This is a genomic window from Rhizobium sp. 10PS4, assembly GCF_032464805.1.
Classification (GTDB): Bacteria; Pseudomonadota; Alphaproteobacteria; order Rhizobiales; family Rhizobiaceae; genus Rhizobium; species Rhizobium laguerreae.
The window spans coordinates 66,023-87,512 of sequence record NZ_JAWDIW010000011.1 but is presented as its reverse complement, the minus strand read 5'-3'; the positions used below and the strand labels follow the sequence as shown (position 1 = coordinate 87,512).

The 21,490-nt window shown below is 61.3% G+C and carries 21 protein-coding genes; 3 read left to right on the top strand and 18 right to left on the bottom strand.

The window, feature by feature from the left end:
* Positions 1–112: 112 nt before the first annotated feature.
* From RWJ89_RS21255 to RWJ89_RS21235, 5 genes are all read right to left on the bottom strand, one after another.
* Complete coding sequence (locus tag RWJ89_RS21255; RefSeq protein ID WP_132612658.1) at positions 113–1,021, bottom strand: homocysteine S-methyltransferase family protein; 909 nt, start codon at positions 1,019–1,021, stop codon at positions 113–115.
* Positions 1,022–1,096: 75 nt separating this feature from the next.
* The gene (locus RWJ89_RS21250) at positions 1,097–1,786 is read right to left on the bottom strand and encodes an ABC transporter permease (RefSeq protein ID WP_316031393.1); all 690 of its coding nucleotides are present in this window, start codon (positions 1,784–1,786) and stop codon (positions 1,097–1,099) included.
* A gap of 12 nt (positions 1,787–1,798) precedes the next feature.
* On the bottom strand, positions 1,799–2,524 hold the full coding sequence (locus tag RWJ89_RS21245; RefSeq protein WP_131664840.1) for an ABC transporter permease: 726 nt from the start codon (positions 2,522–2,524) through the stop codon (positions 1,799–1,801).
* Between the two features lie 12 nt (positions 2,525–2,536).
* On the bottom strand, positions 2,537–3,310 hold the full coding sequence (locus tag RWJ89_RS21240; protein WP_131664839.1) for a transporter substrate-binding domain-containing protein: 774 nt from the start codon (positions 3,308–3,310) through the stop codon (positions 2,537–2,539).
* Between the two features lie 47 nt (positions 3,311–3,357).
* On the bottom strand, positions 3,358–4,137 hold the full coding sequence (locus RWJ89_RS21235) for an ABC transporter ATP-binding protein (RefSeq protein WP_168282335.1): 780 nt from the start codon (positions 4,135–4,137) through the stop codon (positions 3,358–3,360).
* A gap of 163 nt (positions 4,138–4,300) precedes the next feature.
* Here RWJ89_RS21235 and RWJ89_RS21230 point away from each other — a divergent pair, with 163 nt between their 5' ends.
* Complete coding sequence (locus RWJ89_RS21230; protein ID WP_003555489.1) at positions 4,301–4,765, top strand: Lrp/AsnC family transcriptional regulator; 465 nt, start codon at positions 4,301–4,303, stop codon at positions 4,763–4,765.
* 148 nt (positions 4,766–4,913) lie between these two features.
* Here the strand turns inward: RWJ89_RS21230 and RWJ89_RS21225 are convergent, their stop codons facing one another.
* The 13 genes from RWJ89_RS21225 to RWJ89_RS21165 all read right to left on the bottom strand — a co-directional run bounded on the left by RWJ89_RS21225 (position 4,914) and on the right by RWJ89_RS21165 (position 19,370).
* Entirely contained in the window at positions 4,914–6,875 is a 1,962-nt protein-coding gene (locus RWJ89_RS21225) for a HAMP domain-containing methyl-accepting chemotaxis protein (RefSeq protein WP_168282333.1), read from the bottom strand.
* Between the two features lie 496 nt (positions 6,876–7,371).
* Positions 7,372–8,442: an LLM class flavin-dependent oxidoreductase gene (locus RWJ89_RS21220; RefSeq protein ID WP_316031392.1), complete on the bottom strand. Its 1,071-nt coding sequence runs from the start codon at positions 8,440–8,442 to the stop codon at positions 7,372–7,374.
* A 61-nt stretch (positions 8,443–8,503) separates the two neighbouring features.
* The gene (locus RWJ89_RS21215) at positions 8,504–9,877 is read right to left on the bottom strand and encodes an LLM class flavin-dependent oxidoreductase (RefSeq protein ID WP_316031391.1); all 1,374 of its coding nucleotides are present in this window, start codon (positions 9,875–9,877) and stop codon (positions 8,504–8,506) included.
* A 37-nt stretch (positions 9,878–9,914) separates the two neighbouring features.
* On the bottom strand, positions 9,915–10,664 hold the full coding sequence (locus tag RWJ89_RS21210; RefSeq protein WP_221946560.1) for an ABC transporter ATP-binding protein: 750 nt from the start codon (positions 10,662–10,664) through the stop codon (positions 9,915–9,917).
* On the bottom strand, positions 10,640–11,530 hold the full coding sequence (locus tag RWJ89_RS21205) for an ABC transporter permease (RefSeq protein ID WP_168282327.1): 891 nt from the start codon (positions 11,528–11,530) through the stop codon (positions 10,640–10,642). The genes RWJ89_RS21210 and RWJ89_RS21205 overlap by 25 nt, the downstream gene beginning before the upstream one ends.
* Positions 11,531–11,564: 34 nt before the next feature.
* Positions 11,565–12,590 (bottom strand): ABC transporter substrate-binding protein, encoded by a 1,026-nt coding sequence (locus tag RWJ89_RS21200; RefSeq protein ID WP_168282325.1) that lies wholly within the window; start codon positions 12,588–12,590, stop codon positions 11,565–11,567.
* Positions 12,591–12,905: 315 nt separating this feature from the next.
* The gene (locus RWJ89_RS21195; protein WP_168282323.1) at positions 12,906–13,244 is read right to left on the bottom strand and encodes a hypothetical protein; all 339 of its coding nucleotides are present in this window, start codon (positions 13,242–13,244) and stop codon (positions 12,906–12,908) included.
* Between the two features lie 95 nt (positions 13,245–13,339).
* Positions 13,340–14,437 carry an ABC transporter substrate-binding protein gene (locus RWJ89_RS21190; RefSeq protein ID WP_168282321.1) on the bottom strand — a complete coding sequence of 366 codons (1,098 nt, stop codon included), beginning with the start codon at positions 14,435–14,437 and terminating at the stop codon, positions 13,340–13,342.
* Positions 14,438–14,488: 51 nt separating this feature from the next.
* On the bottom strand, positions 14,489–15,529 hold the full coding sequence (locus RWJ89_RS21185; protein WP_003538468.1) for an ABC transporter permease: 1,041 nt from the start codon (positions 15,527–15,529) through the stop codon (positions 14,489–14,491).
* Between the two features lie 18 nt (positions 15,530–15,547).
* Entirely contained in the window at positions 15,548–17,044 is a 1,497-nt protein-coding gene (locus RWJ89_RS21180) for a sugar ABC transporter ATP-binding protein (RefSeq protein ID WP_168282319.1), read from the bottom strand.
* Positions 17,045–17,151: 107 nt separating this feature from the next.
* On the bottom strand, positions 17,152–18,045 hold the full coding sequence (locus tag RWJ89_RS21175; protein ID WP_168282317.1) for an NAD(P)-dependent oxidoreductase: 894 nt from the start codon (positions 18,043–18,045) through the stop codon (positions 17,152–17,154).
* Positions 18,035–18,592 carry a gluconokinase gene (locus tag RWJ89_RS21170; RefSeq protein ID WP_316031390.1) on the bottom strand — a complete coding sequence of 186 codons (558 nt, stop codon included), beginning with the start codon at positions 18,590–18,592 and terminating at the stop codon, positions 18,035–18,037. The genes RWJ89_RS21175 and RWJ89_RS21170 overlap by 11 nt, the downstream gene beginning before the upstream one ends.
* Before the next feature lie 13 nt (positions 18,593–18,605).
* Complete coding sequence (locus RWJ89_RS21165; protein ID WP_316031389.1) at positions 18,606–19,370, bottom strand: SDR family oxidoreductase; 765 nt, start codon at positions 19,368–19,370, stop codon at positions 18,606–18,608.
* A gap of 135 nt (positions 19,371–19,505) precedes the next feature.
* Here RWJ89_RS21165 and RWJ89_RS21160 point away from each other — a divergent pair, with 135 nt between their 5' ends.
* On the top strand, positions 19,506–20,447 hold the full coding sequence (locus RWJ89_RS21160; protein WP_221999813.1) for a 2-hydroxyacid dehydrogenase: 942 nt from the start codon (positions 19,506–19,508) through the stop codon (positions 20,445–20,447).
* A 10-nt stretch (positions 20,448–20,457) separates the two neighbouring features.
* Positions 20,458–21,489: an L-idonate 5-dehydrogenase gene (locus RWJ89_RS21155; RefSeq protein WP_221999812.1), complete on the top strand. Its 1,032-nt coding sequence runs from the start codon at positions 20,458–20,460 to the stop codon at positions 21,487–21,489.
* Position 21,490 lies beyond the last annotated feature (1 nt).

Here is a 21,490-nt window from a genome sequence, read left to right as displayed (position 1 = left end):
AGCTCCAGAAGACGGCGCCGAGGGCAGATGAAGCGCTGGCGCGGTCACTTCACCAAGAGGATCAATAAGCCCGAAAGCCGCAATTCTCGGCAGCAGCCTCACTCTCGGCTATTCAGCGCAATAGCGTCTTCCTCAGGCGATGGATATGGGCCGTGCCGATGCCGCAGCAGCCGCCGATGATCGTTGCGCCGGCTTCAACCCAGGAACAGGCATAACGCGAATAGGCATCGCCATTCAAATCATCACGTGTGTCGTGCAGGCCTTCATTGGCAGCTGCCTCGCCCGTTTCCCCTTCGAAGGCATTGGCATAGACCCCGACTTCGATAGGAGCATCCATCTTTCGGAAGACTTGCGCCGCGGTTTCCACCGCTGTCTGCATCACCTCGGGCTTGCTGCAGTTGAACAGGAAGGCTTCCGCGCCCGATGATACCGCCCAGGATGCCGCGTCCTCCACGCTTTCGCCGGAACGAAGCTTCGGCTCGCCGCCCTTGATCGCGGCTTCGTCATCCGCCAAGGTGAAGGAAATCCAAAGCGGCTTGCCCGACGCCGCTACCGCCTTGCGGACAGCCTCGCCTTCGGCGATCAGGCTCAGCGTCTCGCCGAGCCATATATCGACAAAGGGCGCGAGGTTTTCGACAAGCACTGCGAGATAGTCCTGCACCCGCAAAGGTTCGAAATTCTGCGGCTCGTAGGAGCCGAAGATCGGCGGCAGCGAACCCGCGACCAGCGCCTTCCTGTCGGTAGCGGCATCGGCGGCGTCGCGCGCCAAGCGACCGGCAAGACGGATCAGCGCCGGTCCCTCCGTCCAAAAGCGTTCTTCGCCGATGTGAAAAGGCACGAGCGCATAGCTGTTCGTCGTAATGATCTGGGCGCCGGCGGCGATGAATTCCTGGTGTACCTCTCGCACGATGTCAGGCGAATTCATCAGCGCCAGCGCCGACCATTCGGGTTGCTTCAGTTCGGCGCCCAGCCGCAGAAGTTCGCGGCTCATACCGCCGTCGAGAATTCGCGTGGTGCTCATGAGGTAATCTCCATTCAGGCTGTCGCGCCGTCCCCGGCTGCGGGCTTTCAAAACAAAGTAGCGGGATTCATCGACCTAGCGGCGAACCGGCACCTGCGCTTCGAGACTTCGGAAGACGTGGGCGATCACCGCGGTCAAGGCGAGATAGAAGAGGGTGACGACCAGCAGCGGTTCATAGACGAGCAGCGTGTCCTGCCGAACCTGGTTTGCCACGGCGTAGAGATCCATCACCGTCACGGTAAAGGCGAGCGGCGTCGCCTTGAGCTGCATGACGATTTCTCCCGCAATCGTCGGCAGGGCGATGCGAATGGCGCGCGGCAGCCAGATGCGGCGGATCAGCATCCAGGGTGAGAGGCCGAAAGCCCGGCCCGCTTCGAGCTCGCCCTTGGGAACAGCAAGCAGCGCGCCACGCAACACCTCGGCCTCATAGGCTGCGTAGTTCAGGGTAAAGCTGACGGCGGCGAAGAAGAAGCCCTCGCGCAGGACCGGCCAGAACAGGCTCTGGCGGATGCCGGGGACCATGGGCAGCAGTGAGCCCACCCCGTAGTAGAGAAGCCATAGCTGTATCAGCAGCGGCGTGCCGCGAAAGAAGGTGCAGTAGCTCCGCGCCAGGATCCGGGTCAGTCTACCGCCGCTGACCCGCGCGAATGCCAGGCCTATGGCGATGACGAAGCCGAACACCACGGAGATCACCAGCAGGCAAACGGTCTGCCAGGCGCCGGTCAGAAGCAGCGGCCAATAGGAAGAGATCCAGGTGAAATTCATGGGGCGCTTTCTTCAGGCAAGACGCGGCTGCCCCCGCCGTACCCGTCCCTCGATCAGTTTGAAGACAACGTTGGAAACAAGCGTAATGGCGAGATAGAGAAGGGCCGAAGCAAGGAAAAAGACGAAGTAATGCTTGGTGCTTGCCCCGGCAAGACGGGTGGCGAGCGCCAGTTCCTGGTAGCCGACGACCGCGACCAGCGCGCTGTCCTTAGTGACCGACATCCACAGATTGGCAAGACCCGGCAGCGCGTTCGGCAAAAGCGCCGGCAGCAAGACGCGGCGGAACCTCAGCACCGGCCCCATGCCGAAGGCCTTGGCAGCCTCGATCTGGCCGGCGGGAATGGCGAGGATCGCGCCGCGCAGCACCTCTGTCATGTAGGCGCCTTGGACGAAACCCAGCACGGCGACGGCCGCGACGAAGCCGTTCACATTGACCGGCGGCAGCTCCAACGCGGCGAGCAGCCGGTTGAGGCCATCGGTGCCGGCATAATAGAGCCCGACGATCAGGATCAGCTCGGGAACGGCGCGGATCAGCGTGGTATAGAGATCGAGCAGCAGGCGCAGCATGCGGTTGCCCGAAAGCTTTCCCAGCGCGCCGCCCGTGCCGAGCACCAGGCCGATCGCGAAGGCGCAAGCCGAGATGGCGACCGTTGAGACCGCACCTGCCAAAAGAACGCCACCCCATCCCGGAGGATAGGGAGACAGCAGGTCCAGAATACCTTGTTGCGTGGTCGCCATCGTTCCGGCTGCTTACTTTGCGCCGTAGATGTCGAAATCGAAGTATTTCTTGTTGATGGCGTCATACTGGCCACTGGCACGGACGGCAGCGATCGCCGTGTTCAGCTTGACCTTCAGCTCAGCGTCTTCCTTGCGCAGGCCGCCCGAAACGCCGGCGCCGAGAATCTCCTTGTCGTCGGCAACGTCGCCCATCTTGGCGCAGCAATCCTTGCCGCCATCGCTTTTCAGGAAAGCGTCAAGCGCCAGTGAATCGCCGAAGACATAGTCGATACGGCCGGATGCGAGGTCCTGAAAAGCCTCGTCGAGCGTCTGGTAGGTCTTTTCCTCCGCAGCCTCGGCAAAGTACTTCTTGTAATATTCCGACTGGATCGTCGACACCTGGATGCCGATGGTCTTGCCTTTCACGTCCTCGGCGGTAGCACCGGGTTTCTGGTCCTTGGGACCGATCAAGGTGCTCGGCGTGTTGTAATATTTGTCGGTGAAGTCGATCACCTTCGAGCGTTCCGCGGTGTTCGACATCGACGACCAGATTACGTCGAATTTCTTGCTCTGGAGAGCCGGAATGAGACCATCCCAGGAAATATCGACGATCGAGCATTTCTCCTTCATCTCTTCGCATACGGCATTCATCAGGTCGATTTCCCATCCCTGCCATTGGCCCGAGGCGTCCTTGGCGAAGAAGGGCGGATAGGATTCGTTCATGACGCCGAAGCGGACTTCAGCCTGTGCGGTGACGGCGGAAAGCACGAGTGCCGCGCCGGCGAAAAGCGTGGGGAGCAATTTCATTCGCAGGATTCTCCTGGTTTGTGTTGTCGATGAGAGCTCGAAGTGCATCAGTGGGCGCTGAGGCCGGTGAACTCCCGGCAGCGGGCGCTGACGGGCGCGCCGAATATCTGCTCTGGTGGGCCTTCCTCCTCGATCCGTCCCTGATGCAGGAAGAGAACACGGCTTGAGAGGTCGCGTGCGAAGCGCATTTCATGTGTGACGATCAGCATGGTCCGGCCTTCTTCCGCCAGATCGCGGATGACCTTCAGCACCTCGCCGACCAGCTCCGGATCAAGCGCTGATGTCGGCTCGTCGAACAGCATGACGGCAGGGTCGACGCAGAGGGCTCTCGCAATCGCCGCGCGCTGTTGTTGACCGCCGGAGAGGAAGGCGGGATAGGCATGGCGCTTGTCGAAAAGCCCGACCTTGTGGAGCAGGGCCTCGGCCTTTTCGATGGCCTCGCGCCGCGAAATGCCCATGACATGCACCGGCGCCTCGATAACGTTTTCCAGCACGGTCCGATGAGCCCAGAGATTGAAACTCTGGAAGACCATCCCCAGTCCGGTCCGTATCCGTTCGATCTGCCGCCAGCTGCGCGGCTGCAGCCGGCCGCCCCGCCCCATCTTCAGCGCGATCTCCTCGCCGTTCACGGCAATCCGGCCACGATCCGGCGTTTCCAGGAAATTGATGCATCTGAGAAAAGTGCTCTTGCCGGAGCCCGACGAGCCGATGATCGAAATCACATCGGACTTCTCGGCCTGCGCCGAGATACCCTTGAGAACCTCTTGCGAGCCGAAGCTTTTATGGAGATCTTCGACGCGAAGAGCAGGAAAGGGTTGATCCGACATGCATGGTTCCGGTTGAACTGATTTTGCGAAGGATAATGATAAAATAACGCGGTTTTTTCGCGCAGTTTTCATCTATTCTGCATATATTATGCAAAATAATCGTTCTCATGCGGCAAGTACGGCAGAATGCGCGAATTGCTGCGGCGAGAACTAGGATTGGACAATGGAACAGCTCGATCGTTTTGACCGTGACATTCTCGATATCGTTCAGCGCGACTGCCAGCTGAAAGCCGAAACCATTGCCGAACGGATCGGACTGTCGGTATCGGCCGTGCAGAGGCGGTTGAAGCGGCTGCGCGAGGAAGGGATTATCAAGGCGGAGGTAGCCGTCGTCGACCGCAAGGCGACGGGCACAGCGATGGTGTTCATCGTCGGAATGGAGATCGAGCGGGACAATTACGACGCGCTGGCGAAGTTTCGCCTCTGGGCGGAGAAGCAGGATCACATACAGCAGGTCTATTACGTCACAGGTGCGGTCGATCTGATCGCGATCGTCACCGCCCGCGACGTCGAGCATTATGACGATATCGCGGCCCTGATCATGGCTGACAATCCGCAGATCCGTCGCATGCACACGAATGTCGTGCTGCGGGACGTCAAGCTCGGCCTGTTCGTGCCCCTGGACTAGAGCATGATGTCGAAAAGTGTGAGCGGTTTTCGGACAACATCATGCTCACCCTCTTTGATCCGAAAATGCGAAGGGCAGCAAACGCTGCCCTTCGCAAAATTATGCCGCTTTGGCGTTCCAGCATAGGCTGGCGGGAAATCAGGGCGACTTAAAACTCTTCCCAATCGCCGGCCAATGCTGCATTCCCGTTCGTCTGGAACGACTTACCCACCTTGGCAATCATCTGGCGCGCAGGCGAGGGCGCCGGTTGAGCACGGGGCGCCGCGACAGCGGGCTGCGCTACACGCTTCGGAGCCACCGCTCCGCCAATGTTGAACTGGCCCAGAAGCTGGAACAGCGCGTCGGCTTCCTTGGCGAGGTTGTGGGCGGCCGCTGTGGCTTCTTCCACCATGGCGGCGTTCTGTTGTGTGCCCTGATCCATCCTGTTGACGGCGGTATTGATTTCTTTTAGCCCCGTCGCCTGCTCTTTCGAAGCGCCGACGATGGCCCCCACATTGCCGTCGACCTGGTGCACCTGCTCGGCAATCTCCTTCAGCGCCTTTCCGGTCTCGCCAACCAGGGCCACACCGCTTTTGACGTGGCCGTTCGAAGCGTTGATGAGTTCCTTGATCTCTTTTGCCGCCTTGGCGGAACGTTGCGCCAATTCACGCACTTCCTGAGCCACAACAGCAAAGCCCTTGCCTGCCTCACCGGCACGGGCGGCTTCGACGCCGGCATTGAGCGCCAGCAGATTAGTCTGGAACGCGATTTCATCGATGACGCCGATGATGCTGCCGATTTCGGTGGCGGAGGATTCGATCTTGCCCATGGCATCGACCGCATCCCGAACGACGCTGCCCGAGCGCTCGGCACTATCCTTCGTCTTGCGAACGAGTTGGCCGGCTTCCTGAGCCTTGTTGCTCGAGTCGGCAACGGTGGTCGTAATCTCTTCCAGGGCAGCGGCGGTTTCCTCGACCGAGGCTGCCTGCTGTTCGGTCCGCTTGGCGAGATCGTCCGAGGCAGAGCGGATTTCCTGTGCACCGGCGGCGATGGCACTGGCGTTCTGAGCAACCTTCTGCATGGCGGCGCGGAGCTTTTCGACCGCAGAATTGAAGTCGGCTCTGAGCTTTTCCAGAGACGGAATGAACGGAGTGCCAATCTGCTGTGTAAGGTCGCCATCAGCCAGTGCCTGCAGCGCATCGCCAAGCTGGCCGACAGCCTTGTCCGTCTGCTCGGCAAGGGTGCGGCGCTCATCGGCATCCTGCTCGAGCCGATGCCGCTCCGATACGGCTCTCTTCGCTTCCGCGTCAGCTTCCCGCTCCGCCTTTGCCGAAATCGCATCGCGCAGCCCGGCCACTGCCCGTGCGAGCTTGCCGATCTCATCGCCGCGCGCTTCGAGGCGACGATCGCCATCAAGATTGCCGTCGGCCATGGCTTTCAGCGAAAGCTGAAGTTTTGCCAACGGGCCGACGATCGTGCGTGCGGTCACAGCGGCGGCAACCAGTGAAAGAACAGCCGCAATGCCAAGCGCGGTCAGGGCCAATGGCTTGAAGCCGCCTGCCGTGCTGCGAACCTCGCCGCCGATCGATTTGTTCAGCGCTTCCTGATAGTCGATGAATTTGTTGATGGCGCCAAGCCAGGCAACGAAAGCCGGCCGCGCCTGTTCGAGCAGGATCTTGCGGGCGGCCTCGCCGTCGCCCTTCTCCTGCAGCGCAATGATCTGCGCGACCAATGGATTGGTCTTCGCCTGGATGTCTGCAATCTCGCTGAGGATGGTCTTTTCCTGTTCCGTCGCACCAGCCGGAGATGCAACCATATCCGCCATGCGCTTTTCATTCTCGGCGTAGGAGGCCGCCAGCTTCTCGATCAATGCCTCGGCCGTCTTTCGTTCATCGGGAGAGGTCACCAGAGTGACGTCGCGGATGGCGATCGCCCGATCATGCACGCTGCCGCGATAGTTGATGGCAAACCGCTGCTTCACGCTGTTGACGTCGTTGATGGTTCCAAGTTTATCGTTGATCTGCGCAACTTCTTCCGTCGAATAGATGGTCAAGCCGACCATCAGCAAGAGGAGAACGCTGAAGCCAAGCGCCAAGCGCGCCACGACCCCGAAATTCATGATATTCTTCATATGCACTCTCCCCCGCGGTGAGGTTTGTTGGAAGGATGTCTCGGCAGCCAGGATTGCTTGCATATGTCGTTCGAAGGCAGAGCCTCGGTGTCTCCGAGTGCATCCGATGGGCACCCCTGTGCCCGGAATCACGCTAGAGATACGGGACATCCGTCAAAGCAATAAAAGCCGATTTCATGCGAAATTCGGGTGCCTGGCCCACCATCATGGCGGAGGTGACGGTCCTTAAGAACGTCGCCCGATACCTAAAAAATTAGAGTAATATATTTTAGAGAGTGTAAACGGAGCCGACGGAGCAAGCTATTGCGCTCTATCTGGATAGCATTTGCGCTTTTCGGATGGACGATTGGACGAGGGCTCTTCCGATGGTTGCGAAATCTCTTACCTCGCCCAAACAACGAGGTTCCGCGGTTTGCCCGCGACATGCGCGACGCTCTGAATGGTCTCGCCAATCAGCATGAATTGCAGGCGGTACCGGAGCGCCGCTGCTCCGGTTTCAGCCGCGCAGCAGCGGAAGAAGCTGATCGCCCTGCCGTTTGATTTCGGAGAGATAGGGCGTGTCGGACAGCACGAAGTGGGTGACGCCGAGATCCTGGTATTTGCGCAGCGAGCGGGCGACGTCCTCCGCCGAGCCGACCAGCCAGGTGGTGCCGGCGCCGCCGCCGCCGAACTTGCCCGGCGCGGTATAGAGGTTGTCGTCGAGGACGTCGCCACGCTCATGCAAATCGAGCAGCCGCTGCTGGCCGACGGCCAGCGCCCGCTGGTGATCGTGCCAGCCGCTGCCCTTGCTTCTGGCCATCTCGGCGACCTTCGCCTCGGCGTCGGTCCAGGCCTGTTCGGTGGTGTCCCTGACCAGCGTCGTTATCCGCAGGCCGAATTCCAGCGGTGGGAGGTCGCGGTCCAGTTCCCGGCACAACGCCTTCAGCCGCGCGATCCGTTCGCGGACACCCTCAAGCGGCTCGCCCCAGAAGAGCTGGACATCGGCCTCGGTGGCGGCCACCCGCTCGGCCGCCTCCGAAGCGCCGCCAAAATAGAACTTGGGGTGCCGACGGTCGCCGCGGACCTGGATGCGCGGCACCACGGTGGATTCAGCGACCCGGAAGTTCTCGCCCGCGGATGTGACGTTTTCTTCGGTCCACAATCTGCGGACCAGCCGCATAAACTCCTTGGTCCTGGCATAGCGGTGTGCCTGATCGCCCTCGCTGTCGCCGTAGGCGGGTAAGTTGTCCTTGCCCGATACGACGTTGATCCGCACGCGGCCGCCGGTCAGATGGTCCAGCGTCGCCGCCGCGGAAGCGAAATTCGCCGGTCGCCAATAGCCGGGACGGATCGCAATGAGCGCTTCGAAGGTAGTCGTCCGGGCGGCGAGCGAGGCCGCGACGGTGAACGTGTCGGGGCGGCCCCAACCGGTGCCGATGAGCGCGCCCTTCCAGCCATATTCCTCCAGCGCCAATGCGTGGCTGGTCAGCGTGTCCAGGCTGTTGTGGTTCTCGACGGCGGAATCGCCGCGATGGCCGGCTTTGACGTCGTTGGGAATATACCAGAGAAATTCGGAATTATTGCTCATGCGATGCTGCGGTTCTGTGTGTGATTGGAACAAGACGAGGGGAGGAAAGCCCCTCAAGAGATCATACGGCCACCTGCACCTGCTGCTGCCCCGCCTGAACCACAAAGCCATTCGGCGGGCGTTGGAGGCCCAGGTTCTCCCGCAGTGTCGTGCCTTCGTATTCGTGCCGGAACAGGCCGCGTTTGCGCAGGATCGGCACGACCTGATCGACAAAATCGGTCAAGGCGGTGGGCAGGATCGGCGGCATGATGTTGAAGGCGTCGGCAGCACCGTTTTCGAACCAGCTCTGCATCGCATCAGCGATCTGCTCGGGTGTTCCCACAACCGTCCGATGGCCACGGGCGGTGGCGACCGCCAGATAAAACTGGCGCAGCGTCAGATTGTTGCGCGATACCAGATCGGAGACCAGCTTGAGGCGGCTTTTGTTGAGTTCGGTATTTTCGGGCAGGGGAGGGGCGGGATCATCCAGCGAGTAGCCGGAAAGGTCGATGCCCTTGTAGTGGCGGGCAAGGATATTCCAGGCGATGGAGGGATGGACCAGCGATTGGATATGGTCGTAATTCGCCTGGGCTTCCGCTTCCGTCCCGCCGAGAACCGGGAATATGCCGGGACTGATCAGCTGTTCGTCCGGCCGGCGCCCGTAGCGGGCGAGCCGCCCTTTGACGTCGGAATAGAATTCCTGCGCATCCTCGAAGGTCTGGTTGGCGGTAAAGATCATCTCGGCCGTGCGGGCGGCAAGTTCACGCCCCGGTTCCGATGCGCCAGCCTGCACGATGACAGGATAGCCCTGAACCGGACGGCCGACGTTGAGCGGACCGGCCACCGAGAAGAACTTGCCCTTGTGATCGACGAGATGCACCTTGTCGGGATCGAGATAGACCCCGCTTTCCTTGTCGCGGATAAAGGCGTCGTCCTCGTAGGAATCCCACAGGCCCTTCACCAGGTCGACGAATTCCTCGGCCCGCTCATAACGATCGGCATGGGCGGGATGGCCTGCGATTGAAAAATTCTTCGAAACATCCGCACCTGTCGTGACGACGTTCCATGCCGCACGGCCCTTGGAGATATAGTCGAGCGAGGCGAACCTGCGGGCGAGAAGGTAGGGGTCCTCGTAGGTCGTCGATGCCGTGGCGACGAAGCCGATATGGTTGGTTACCTGCGAGAGGGCGGCCCAAAGGGTCAGGGGTTCGAAATGCGCGCCCTGGGCGGTGCGGCGAAGCGCCTCCAGATCCTTGGCGCGGTCCCATCCCGCCGGGCTGTCGGCGACGAAGACGAGATCGAATTTGCCGCGTTCGGCGGTCTGCGCGAGCTCGCGGTAGTGATCGATATTAAGGCCGGCATCGGCCTGCGCATCCGGATGGCGCCAGGCGGCGATATGATGGCCGGTCGCCATGATGAACGCGCCAAGCCGCATTTGCCGTTTCGATGTGCTCATTGGCTTATCTCCAGATCAAATTGGACGGTTGCTGATGTCAGGCGGCCTTGCGGCCTGGGAGCTCGACCCCGAGCCGGCCGAGGAGATGGGTGCGGAATTGCGCAAAGCGCGGATCGCCGTGATCACGCGGCGTCGGCAGATCGATCTTGAGATCCTCGATGAGGCGGCCCTCGTCGAGGACCAGTATGCGGTCGGCCAGCGAAATCGCCTCATCGACGTCGTGGGTGACGAGCAGCACGGCAGGACGATGTCTTGCACACAACTCCCGCAGCAGATCGTGCATTTTCAGCCGGGTCAGCGCATCAAGCGCGCCGAACGGCTCATCGGCGAGAAGCAGGGCCGGTTCGCGCACCAGCGAACGGGCAAGCGCGACCCTCTGCTGCTCGCCACCCGAAAGCTGGTTCGGCCACGCCGTTTCACGGCCTGCAAGTCCTACCTCCGCCAAAGCCTTCCGTCCGGCTTCCTGGCCGGAGGCGCCGGTCAAGCCGAGCGTGACGTTCTGGATGACGGTGCGCCATGGCAGCAGGCGGGCGTCCTGGAAAACCACCGAAAGGCTCTCCGGTGTCTCGAGGGTGCCGGCTCCCTCGACACCGTGATCGAGACCGGCAAGAGCCCTGAGGAACGTGCTTTTGCCGGAGCCGCTGCGGCCGAGCAGGGCGACGAACTCGCCTTCCTCGATATCGAGATCGACGCCGTCGAGGATCGTCTTCGTTGCAAACCGCCGTGCGAGGTCTCGCACGCGGACGGCTTTGCTTGCGGGCTTCAGTTTGCCAGGGTGCGGCGCCATGAGAGGGCCCTCCGTTCAAGCAGGCGGACGAGACCATCCGAGACGAGACCCAGCAGCACGTAGACCACCAGGCCGACGAGAATGACGTCGGTCTGCCCGTAATTTCGGGCAAGATCGATCATGTAACCGAGCCCGCTGGTGGCGTTGATCTGCTCGACCACGACGAGAGAAACCCAGCAGAGGGTGACGGCAAACCGCAGACCCAGAAGGAAACCCGGCAAGGCGCCCGGCAGCACCACCTGAAGGATGAAGTCCTTCTGGCTCATCCGTAGGGTTTCGGCCAGTTCGACGTAACGGCTGTCGATGCTGCGGAGCGCATTGTGGGTGTGGATGTAGATCGGCACGATCACGGCAAGCGCGATGGTCGTAACCTTCATGCTCTCGCCGATGCCGAACCACAGGATCAGCAAGGGGATCAGAGCCAGCGTCGGTATCGCGCGCTTGATCTGGACCGGCCCGTCGATCAGGGCTTCGCCGATCCGGGAAAGGCCGGCGATCACCGCCAGGATCGTGCCGATCAGCAATCCGATGCTGAGGCCGAGCAGGGCGCGTGTCGCCGACGTCACGAAATTGTCCTGCAGGCGACCCTGCTCTATCAGCCTTACGAAAGCCTCGGCCACCGTCCACGGCGCCGACAGGATACGCGGGTCGATCCATCCGAGCGCCGAGCCGACGACCCAGGTCAAGACGAGCAATACCGGCCCGATCTGCAACCCGAAAGGGATCGCGGGTCCGGGACCCAGCCTGCGCCGGGCGCGGGGGCCAGTGGAGCCAGCCGGTTTTACGAGGCGAGAACCTGCCCGCACAATTCTACCGCCGGACGACCGCGACAGTTTCGCCTCATCTGCATCCCAAGTGGTTGCCATGCTTCAGATCTCCTCTCCGAAGGGGTGTCGAACGTTACTGGCTCTTGGCCAAAGCCGCGGCGCCGAGCTTTTCGAAACGATTGTCGAAAATCTGCTCCACATTGAGGGGTTTGTAGCCGAGCTCGTCTGCCAGCAGGTCGATGGTCTCCTGGTGGCGCTTCTTCACTTCGCTCCAATCGCTGGGAACGACCTGTTCGCCTGTCAGCTTGACGAGATATTCCCCGTCCTCCTGGCTCAACCCCTGCTGACCGACGTAATATTCCTTGATCCAGAGGTCCGGGTTGCGGTTCACCCATTCGGTCGCGCGTGCCCACAGGCCGACATATTCGGCGAGCGCTGCCGCCTTGGCGGGATCGTCCAGAACCCATTGCGGCGCATAAAGATGGCTCGGATCATCCCGCAGGCCATGTTCCACGAGGGTCGCGCCATCGGGTCCGTATTGGGTGATGTAGCGCCTGATGTAGACGCCGCCGAGCGGCGCGATGTCGACCTGCTTGCTCGCCAATGCCTTCGGGTAGACGTCGCTGGTGCTCGGCAGTTCCACCAGAGTGACGTCGCCGCTCTTCAGGCCTGCGGCATGGAGGGCACGCAGAACGAGCGTGCCCTGGGCCTGCCCCGGGCTGAAGGCGATGCGTTTGCCGCGGAAATCCGCCAGCGTCTTGACGGTCGCGCCTGGCGCGATGCCGAAGCGGTAGATCGGATTGGCGATCGGGTCACGGCGTTCGCGATAGGCGATGTTGCGGACGGGCAGGTTGTTCCAGTTGGCGAAGATGGAGGGGATCTCGGCCACCGATCCGACATCGAGTGCATGGGCGCGGAAAGCTTCCGACGTCTGCGGCCCGCCGCTGATATTGGCCCATTTGACCTCGAAACTGAGCTCCTTGCCGAGGCCGGACACTTCGAGCGCTTTCTGAGTGACCGGATCGCCGATCGTCAGCACCGTGCCTGCCGGCACTTTGGAAAGCAGGGGAGCCTCTGCCTGGGCTGCAGCCGGACCATGAATGGCACTGAGACCAAGCAGACTGAACAGCGCAATTTTGAATGTCTTTGCCAATGTCATCCGTCGATCTTCCCGTTTCGGATTGTTGTTTGCAGGAGCGATGCACGGTAAGATGGAACATAATCGACTAAATCGATAGACTATTTAGTTTAATGAAAGTGGCGCTGAGGGAAAATTGTCCTCAAAAGTCGGGCAACCGAAACGATCGCATCCGTTGCGTCCGAGGATGCTCGGCGCACCAGACGTGAAAAAGCGCCCGGGAGGCTCGTCCGCGGGCGCTTTCCGGGTCTTTGTTCAAACCCTTACTTTTGTTTAAGTCGGGCAGCGGACCGGAGCAGTCGCCCAAGCCGTCGCGGACGTCGGGATCGACTGATGTCAGGCGCTATCCGGCGCGTATTGGTTGGCCGCGAATACGTGATGATGCACCTTACCGGTAAAGAGCTGCAGGAGTTCGCCGGTGACCTCGCGGCTCTGCGACCGCACATCGGAGAGAAGTGCTGCCTTCACCGCGTCCATATCGGGATAACGAATGGCGAGCGCCATGGCATAAACAGGGGCGCCTTCGTCGCGCTCCATCCCGTCCAGCACCCGGATTTCCTCGGCGCCCGGAAATTTCGTCCAGAGAGGGACGAGCCGTTGCCGCACGAATTCGCGGAATTCCGCTTCTTTACCCGGATGGATTTCGCCTTCAAACAAAGCATAACGAATGATCATAGGTTCTCTTTTCCAAAACTCGCCGGAGCTGGATCGATGGTGGCGGGCTGTCGTAGGATCAGGGCGTATCGGTCGATACGCCCTGATTGGGAGGGCTATTTGCCCCAGATTTTGTTGTATTGATCGCGATAGCCGTTGTCCGGATCGAAGCTGTTCTTCGGCCCACCGTCAAACTCGACGTTCTCACTGGTCACCACATGGAGGGGCGACACATAGCCCGACCACGGAGCACCCGCAAAGGCGCGGTTCAGTTCATCGACGAGCTGCCAGCCCTGGAGGTTGAGCGGCTCGGCGACCGTGACGGCCTGGAACTGTTTGGCGCGGATACGCTGATAGGCGCTCTCCGAACCGTCACCGGCTGCAACGTTCACCGGTTTTCCATCGCCTGCAATGCCGGCCGAGGCGAGCGAAGGTCCCATGAAGTCGTAATAGAGGTCGTTGATCGCCAGCGAATGCGTCCACTTCGCGCCATACTTCTGCAGAAGCGATGTGGTGAGCTGCGGCATGCGCTGGGAGGTTTCGGCGATCGGCGTGTCGACATATTCGAGCACCGTACCGCCGAGATCCTCGATCTCCTTCTTCATGCGATCGGCCTTGGCAATCGCGATCGCATAGGTGGAGTCGGTGAAGATGATGACGCCCGGCTTGCCGGCGGCATCGGCGAAGGCCCAATCCGCCGCAGACTTCGACACTTCCATCGCGTCCGTGGTCACGTTTGCGAAGACGCCGACTTCGGGAACCGGACCGACCGCCGAGGCAGCGTGCCAGGAAACCATCGGAATGCCGGCAGCCTTGGCCGCTTCCATCGCCGGCTTTTGTTCGACTGCGTCAAAGCCGTTGATGATGATGCCATCCGGCTTCAGCGCCATGGCCTGGCCGAACGCCGCGGTCCGGCCGCCGATCGAACCGGCGCCGTCAAGTGCCTTCACCGTCCAGCCGAGCGCGCCTGCCGCTTCCTGAACGCCATTGACCACGCCGAGGATGCCGCCGTTTTTCATATCACCGGCAAGAATGACGATGTTCTTTCCGGCAGCGCCCTTGGGGCCGCTCGTCGGGCCATCCCAGGCGCTCACCTTGGAAGCATACTTTTCGACTATGGCTTTGGCGTCGGCCATCGAATCGGCCAATGCCGGCATGCTGAGCATAACGGCGACGGTTGCGACCGTTGCCTGCAATAACGTTCTGCGCTTCATGTTCACTCCTCCATTTTGTTTGTTGTGAAATGCCGGGATGAGCCGGCATCCTCATTTGGATGCGGGTGTGATCCTCCTCACAGCTCCGCGCTTGCGCTGGGCGTAGCCTGCTATGCCGATGGCAATCAGCAGCGTCACGCCGTTGAACAGCGGTTCGACGAAGAACGACCCGCCGAATTGCTGAATTCCTGAAATTCCGACCGCCAGGATGATGACGCCGATCAAGGTACCCCAGACGTTCACCCGGCCCGGCTTGATCGTCGTCGATCCGAGGAACGCGCCGACAAGCGCCGGCAGGAGATATTCGAGGCCGACGCTCGCCTGGCCGATGCGCAGCTTCGAGGCGAGAAGGACCCCGGTCAGAGCCGCAAGCAGCCCCGAGGTGACGAATGCGCCGATCACGAATTTGCGGACCGGAATGCCATTGAGTGCCGCCGCCTTCGGATTGGCGCCGATGGCGTAGAGATAGCGGCCGATCGGCAGGTATTCGAGCACGATCCACATGCAGATGGCGATCAGGAGCACGTAGAAGCCGGTGATTGGCAGGCCAAACAGCATGGTGCCGTTCAGCGCATAGAAACCATCAGGCAGGACGCCGACCACCTGCCGGCCGCCGGTGTGCCAGAGGGCGAGCGCGTATAGGACCGTTCCGGTGCCGAGCGTTGCGATGAAGCTGTCGATCTTCGCGACCTCGACCAGCAGGCCGTTGATGAAGCCCGTGAGGATGCCGAGCGCGAGCACGATGACGACCGCGACCGGCCAGGGCAGGCCGTAGGCCGTCTGCAGGCTGATGGCGAGAATGTGCCAGAGCACGATGCCATAGCCGACGGTCAGATCGATGCGACCCGATGCCATCGGGATCATCGCAGCCAGCGATAGAAGCGCGATGATAGCCTTGTCGGACACGATCGAGCGGACGTTCAACACGGTCGGGAAAGTATCGGGCAGAAGGATCGAGAAGATCACGATCAGGCCGACGGTCAGGATCACCAGTCCATAAACCGGGATCAGACGTCCGATCTTCTGTCCCGTGGACAGGCCGGCCATTTCGCTCTTGGTCGGCTCCAGCGCCGTGGATTCAATGGATTGCATGGCTGTTCTCCCGATGGCTTAAGCGGCTTCCGATGCGGAGGCGGCCGTGATGACCGCCTCCGTCGTCAGAGCGCTTCCAGTCAGTTCGCTGACGATTTTCCCGCGCGAGAAAACCAGCGCGCGGTGGCAGATATGGGCGATTTCCTCGAAGTCGGTCGACACCACGACAACCGCGAGGCCGGCCTCGAGCGCCTGGGTGATCAGACGGTAGATCTCCGCACGCGCTCCGATATCGACGCCGGCGGTCGGATCTTCTGCGACCAGCAGCTTGCGGCCGGTCGCCAGCCAACGGCCGACGACGACTTTTTGCTGATTGCCGCCCGACAAGGCCTCCACCGGCAGATCCGGGTCGTTCGGCCGCAGGCCGACGGAATGACCGATCTTATGGGCAAGATCAGCTTCGCCGCGCGGCGACAGGAAGGACAAGAGCCCACGTCCGACGGCGCCCGGATTGAGGTAGGTATTTTCCCGAATGGAAAGTGAGAGCGCCACGGACTCCTCCGTCCGGTCACGGGCAATCAAGCCGATGCCCGACGCCATTGCCCCTCGTGGGCTGGAAAGGTCGGGGGCCTCGTCATGCAGCAGAACCGAGCCGTGGAAGGGCTCGCAACCGAACAGGGCGCGGCCGATCCGTTCCTGACCGGCGCCACGCAATCCAGCCAGGCCCAGAAGCTCGCCCTCGCGGATATCGAACGATATTGCGCCTGTGCCGGCGCAAACGAGATCGCGAACTTTGACGATCGCCTTGCCGGGCGTAATCACCGTCTTGGAAAAGAGGCTGTCGCCGCTGCGGCCGATGATCATTGTCACCAGCTCGTCGGGGGTGGTCTCGCTGACGGGTTTCTGTCCCACCATGCATCCGTCGCGCAGAACGGCGACCCGATCGGCAATCCGGAAAATCTCGTCCAGCCTGTGGGAGACGTAGATCATCCCGACGCCGCGATCCTTTAAGGGGCGGATCGCATTGAACAGCCGGTCGACTTCATCGGCGGGAAGGCTCGCCGTCGGCTCGTCTAGCACCAGAACGTCGGCTTCGACGGCAAGCGCACGGGCAATGGCGACAAGCGATTTCTCGGTACGCGACAGCGCCGAGACCCGCGTGGTGGGATCAAAGTCGCAACCGACCAATTTCAAGGCTTCCTTGGCACGCGCCTGCGTCCTGTTCCAATCGATCAGGCCGCGACGCATCGAGAAGCCCTGCGACAGGCCCATGTTCTCGCCGACCGTCATCCACTCGATCAAACCGAGATCCTGGTGGATGAAGGCAACCGGCTGCCGCTCGTTCGGCTTGGGGGGACGATGATGGTAGCTCTGACCGCGAAAAAGGATGTCGCCGGTATCGGGCTTGTAGATGCCGGCAAGCGTCTTGATGAGCGTCGATTTGCCGGCGCCGTTTTCCCCCAGCAGCGCGAGGATTTCCCCCTCACGCAGATCGATCGAGACGTCGCGTAGCGCTTGCGTGCCGCCGAAGCTCTTGGTGATCGACTGGAACTCCAGCAGTCTCTTGGCTTCCACTGTGGCTCCTCCCAAAGCTGCGGCTGTCATTGGCTGTATGTTATCGATAACATTTATGGATGGTCAAGCGGAAAGATGACGATCTCGAATTTCCCGGGAAATTGACGTCAGCCGGGCTGAAATCCGTCGAGAAGACGCATCATCTCGGCGGAGTCCTTCGGCCCGAGGCCGGCAGCGCAGAGCAGGCGATGAATTTCGACCACGGAGCCGGTCATCGGCAACGGCGTCTTGGTTTTCAGCGCGAAGGCCTGAAGCGAATCCAGGTCCTTCAACATGTTGTCGATTCTGCCTGTCGGCGAGAAATCCCGGGCAGCGAATTTTGCCATGAATTCCTGCATTATCCGGTTGTCTGCCCTGCCGCCGGCAAGGGCTGCCGGAATGGCGGCCGGATCGACACCGCCGGCTTCAGCGAGCTTGACCGCCTCGGCGACGGCCTGAAACAGCACGGCGCAAAATAGCTGATTGATCAGCTTCGTCGTCTGCCCGGCGCCGGATGCACCCATCAGCGTGTAATTGGCGGCAAGATGCCGCATCACCACGCGCGCCCGTTCGAAATCCTCAACGCTGCCGCCGGCCATGATTGTCAGGCGTCCGCTCAGCGCACCCGGCACGCCGCCGGAGAGCGGGCAATCCACCCATGCCATGCCCGTTTCCCGACGGAGCCGCGTCGCCATGTCAGCCGTCTCGGCCGGGTCGATCGAGGACATGTCGATCAGCACCTTGTCGGCATTTGCAGCCGCCGCAACGCCCTTTTCACCGAAGACGACAGCGCGGACAATATTTGCGTGATTGAGGCTGAGCACACAAAACGCCGACCGTGAGACCGCTTCCTCCACAGAGCCGGCAGCGCGTGCGCCCTTGGCCTCCAAAGCCGCGACTTTTTCGGTATCCAGGTCGAAGACGGAAACCTTATGCCCGGTTTCGATCAATCGGGTGACGATCGCCGTTCCCATGATGCCGGCACCGATGACGGCGACATCTGCTCTGTAATCATCCTGCATGATATTCTCCTCCCTTGACGGCCATGCCGCTCAGTCCCTTGCAAGCCAGTGCCACAATATCATCCAAGGCATTATCGATCGCCACCGTCACAACACCAGCTTCACCGGTCGGCGGCTCCAGTGTCTGCAACTGGCTGTCGAGCAAAGTCGCGGGCATGAAATGGCCCTGACGGGCCTGCATCCGCGACAGCAGCAGATCGCGGGGCCCTTCCAGGAAAACAAAGGCGAGATGCCCGTCCGCCGCCTGCCTCAACCTGTCCCGATAGCTTCTCTTCAGCGCCGAACAGGAAATCACCAGCCCTTGCGATGCTTCTTGCACGGTCCTTATTTCCTCGCCGATCCGGTCGAGCCAGGGCAGGCGGTCGTCGTCAGCAAGCGGTATGCCCTGCGCCATCTTCTCGACATTTCCGGCAGGATGGAGTTGGTCACCTTCCAGAAACGGCATGCCGTTTTCAGCGGCGATACGCTCTCCAACCGAGGATTTGCCGCAACCGCTGACGCCCATGACGACGACGGCCAGAGGCGGTGCCTTTTTCACGAAATCCATGGTCTCATCTCTATCAGAGGCAGGTCGTGATGCCGCCGTCGACATAAAGCGTGTGCCCGTTGATGAAGGACGAGCCGCGGCCCGACAGGAAAACGGCAGCGCCCACCAGCTCCTCGACATTGCCCCAGCGTCCGGCCGGCGTTCGCTTCTCGAGCCAGGACGAGAACTCGGGATTGTCGACAAGCGCCTGGTTGAGCGGCGTCTTGAAATAGCCCGGCGCAATCGCGTTGATCTGCAGGCCGTACTTGGCCCAGTCGGCGCACATGCCGCGGGTCAGATTGCGCAGCGCGCCCTTGGTCGCGGTGTAGGGAGCAATGCCGGGGCGCGCCAGTTCGCTTTGAACGGAGGCGATATTGATGATCTTGCCCTGTCCGCGGGCGATCATGGGTTTGGCCGCTGCCTGGCCGACATAGAACACGCTCGAAATATTGGTGGTCAGCAGCAGCTCCCATTTGTCCGCCGGAAAATCTTCCAACGGCGTGCGAAACTGCATACCGGCATTGTTGATCAGGATGTCGAGCGGCCCGATATCGGCTTCGATTGCGTCGATACCCGCTTTGGCAGCGTCCTTGCTGGTCACGTCGAAGATCGCCGCATGGGCAGACAGGCCTTGATCCTTCAGGCTCTCGACCGCGCGGTTGACGCTTTCGGGCGTGCGGCCGTTGATGATGACTTCGGCGCCATACTTCGCCAGGCCTTCGGCCAGCGCATAGCCGATCCCCTGGCTCGAGCCGGTGATCAGGGCACGCCGTCCGGTAAGATCGAACAAGTTCTTCATGCAAATAGCTCCTCCGGTTTCGCCGCGGGTGACGGCTTCAACTGCCGCTGACGGTGAAACTCGCTTGACATCCCTTTTCCGAATTATATGTTATCGATAACATAATCAACTGTCAAAATGCGGGATGGAAACGGAATGCCTGAGGTAGAAATCTTGATGGCCGGAGCTTATCCGGAATGGGACATGGTGGATTTGGAGGCGACCTACCGCGTCCATCGCCTCTGGGAAGCGGCAGACCGGCAGGAGCTGATTTCCAGGGTCGGCAAGGATATCCGCGCCATAGCCACCCGCGGCGAACTCGGAGCGTCCGCAGAGTTGATGGCGCAATTGCCGAATCTGGAAATCGTCTCCTGTTATGGCGTCGGCACCGACGCCATTGACCTATCCTATGCCCGCGCCAACAGCATTCGCGTGACGAATACCCCTGACGTGCTCACCGAAGATGTCGCCGATATCGCCATTGGACTGCTGCTTGCCACGGCGAGGCAGGTCCCTCAAGCCGATGTTTTCGTCCGCTCCGGCCAGTGGGGCAATGCCGCCATGCCGCTGGTGACGCGCGTCTCGGGCAAGAAGGTGGGGATCGCCGGCATGGGGCGGATCGGCAAGGCAATCGGCAGAAGGGCGGCCGCATTCGGCTGCGACATCTCCTATTTCGCCCGCCATGATCACCAGGATGTTGCCTACACCTACGAGCCCGATCTGGTCGCGCTTGCCGCTTGGGCCGATTTTCTGATCGTCATCGTCCCCGGCGGGGAGGCGACCATAAAGATCATCAATGCGGAGGTGCTTGAAGCGCTCGGTCCGAACGGCATCTTGATCAACGTGTCGCGCGGGACGACCGTCGACGAAGAGGCGCTGATCGCAGCCCTTCGAGACCGCACCATCCAGGCGGCCGGCCTTGATGTCTTCCTGAACGAACCCAAGATCGATGCACGTTTCCTGACCCTCCAAAACGTCGTGTTGCAGCCCCATCACGGCTCTGGCACTGTCGAGACCCGCAAGGCCATGGGCCAACTGGTCAGAGACAATCTCGCTGCACATTTTGCAGGTAGCCCGCTTCCAACTCCCGTCGTGTGAGGGTCCCGATATGAAAGCCATCGTCATTCATGCCGCCAAGGATCTCAGGATCGAAGAGCGCGAGCCGGAGGTTGCGGGCGCCGGGCAGGTGGAGATTGCCATCGAAGCCGGCGGCATCTGCGGTTCAGACTTGCATTATTACAATCATGGCGGTTTCGGCACCGTTCGCCTGCGCGAGCCGATGATCCTCGGCCATGAGATCGCCGGCACGGTCAAGGCGCTGGGCTCCGGCGTCGCCGATCTTGCCGTCGGAGACCGGGTTGCGGTTTCCCCGAGCCGGCCGTGCAACCATTGCCAATATTGCCTGAAAGGACAGCAAAACCACTGCCTCAACATGCGGTTTTACGGCAGCGCCATGCCGATGCCGCATATTCAGGGCGGTTTTCGCCAGCGGCTGGTGGCGGAGCGTTGGCAGTGCCACAAGGTTACAGACGGCATTTCCATCCATGAGGCAGCCTTTGCCGAACCCTTTGCGGTGACGCTGCATGCGGCAAACCGCGCCGGGTCGCTGCTGGGCAAACGGGTGCTGGTCACCGGCTGCGGCCCCATTGGGATGTTGGCGATCGTTGCGGCGCGCGTTCTCGGCGCCCGTGAGATCGTCGCGACCGACGTAACCGACAGCGTCCTGGCCATTGCCCGCACCAGCGGCGCCGACCGAACGATCAATGTTGCCATGCATGCTTCCGACCTTGCAGCTTACAGCGCCGACAAGGGATATTTCGACGTCATGTTCGAAGCGTCGGGCAATGAGCGGGCGGTACGCGCCGGCCTGGAGACGCTTAAGCCGCGCGCCGTTCTCGTGCAGCTCGGCCTCGGCGGCGATGTTTCCATTCCGCAGAACATGATCGTTGCGAAGGAAATCGAGATGCGTGGGACATTCCGTTTTCACGAGGAATTTGCGCTCGCCGTCGAACTGATCAACGCGCGTCGCGTCGATCTGAAGCCGCTGCTGACGGGTGTCTTTGGGATCGAAGAGGCCGTCGCCGCCTTCGAATTGGCAGGCGATCGCAGCAAGTCCATGAAAGTCCAGATCGCTTTTTGAT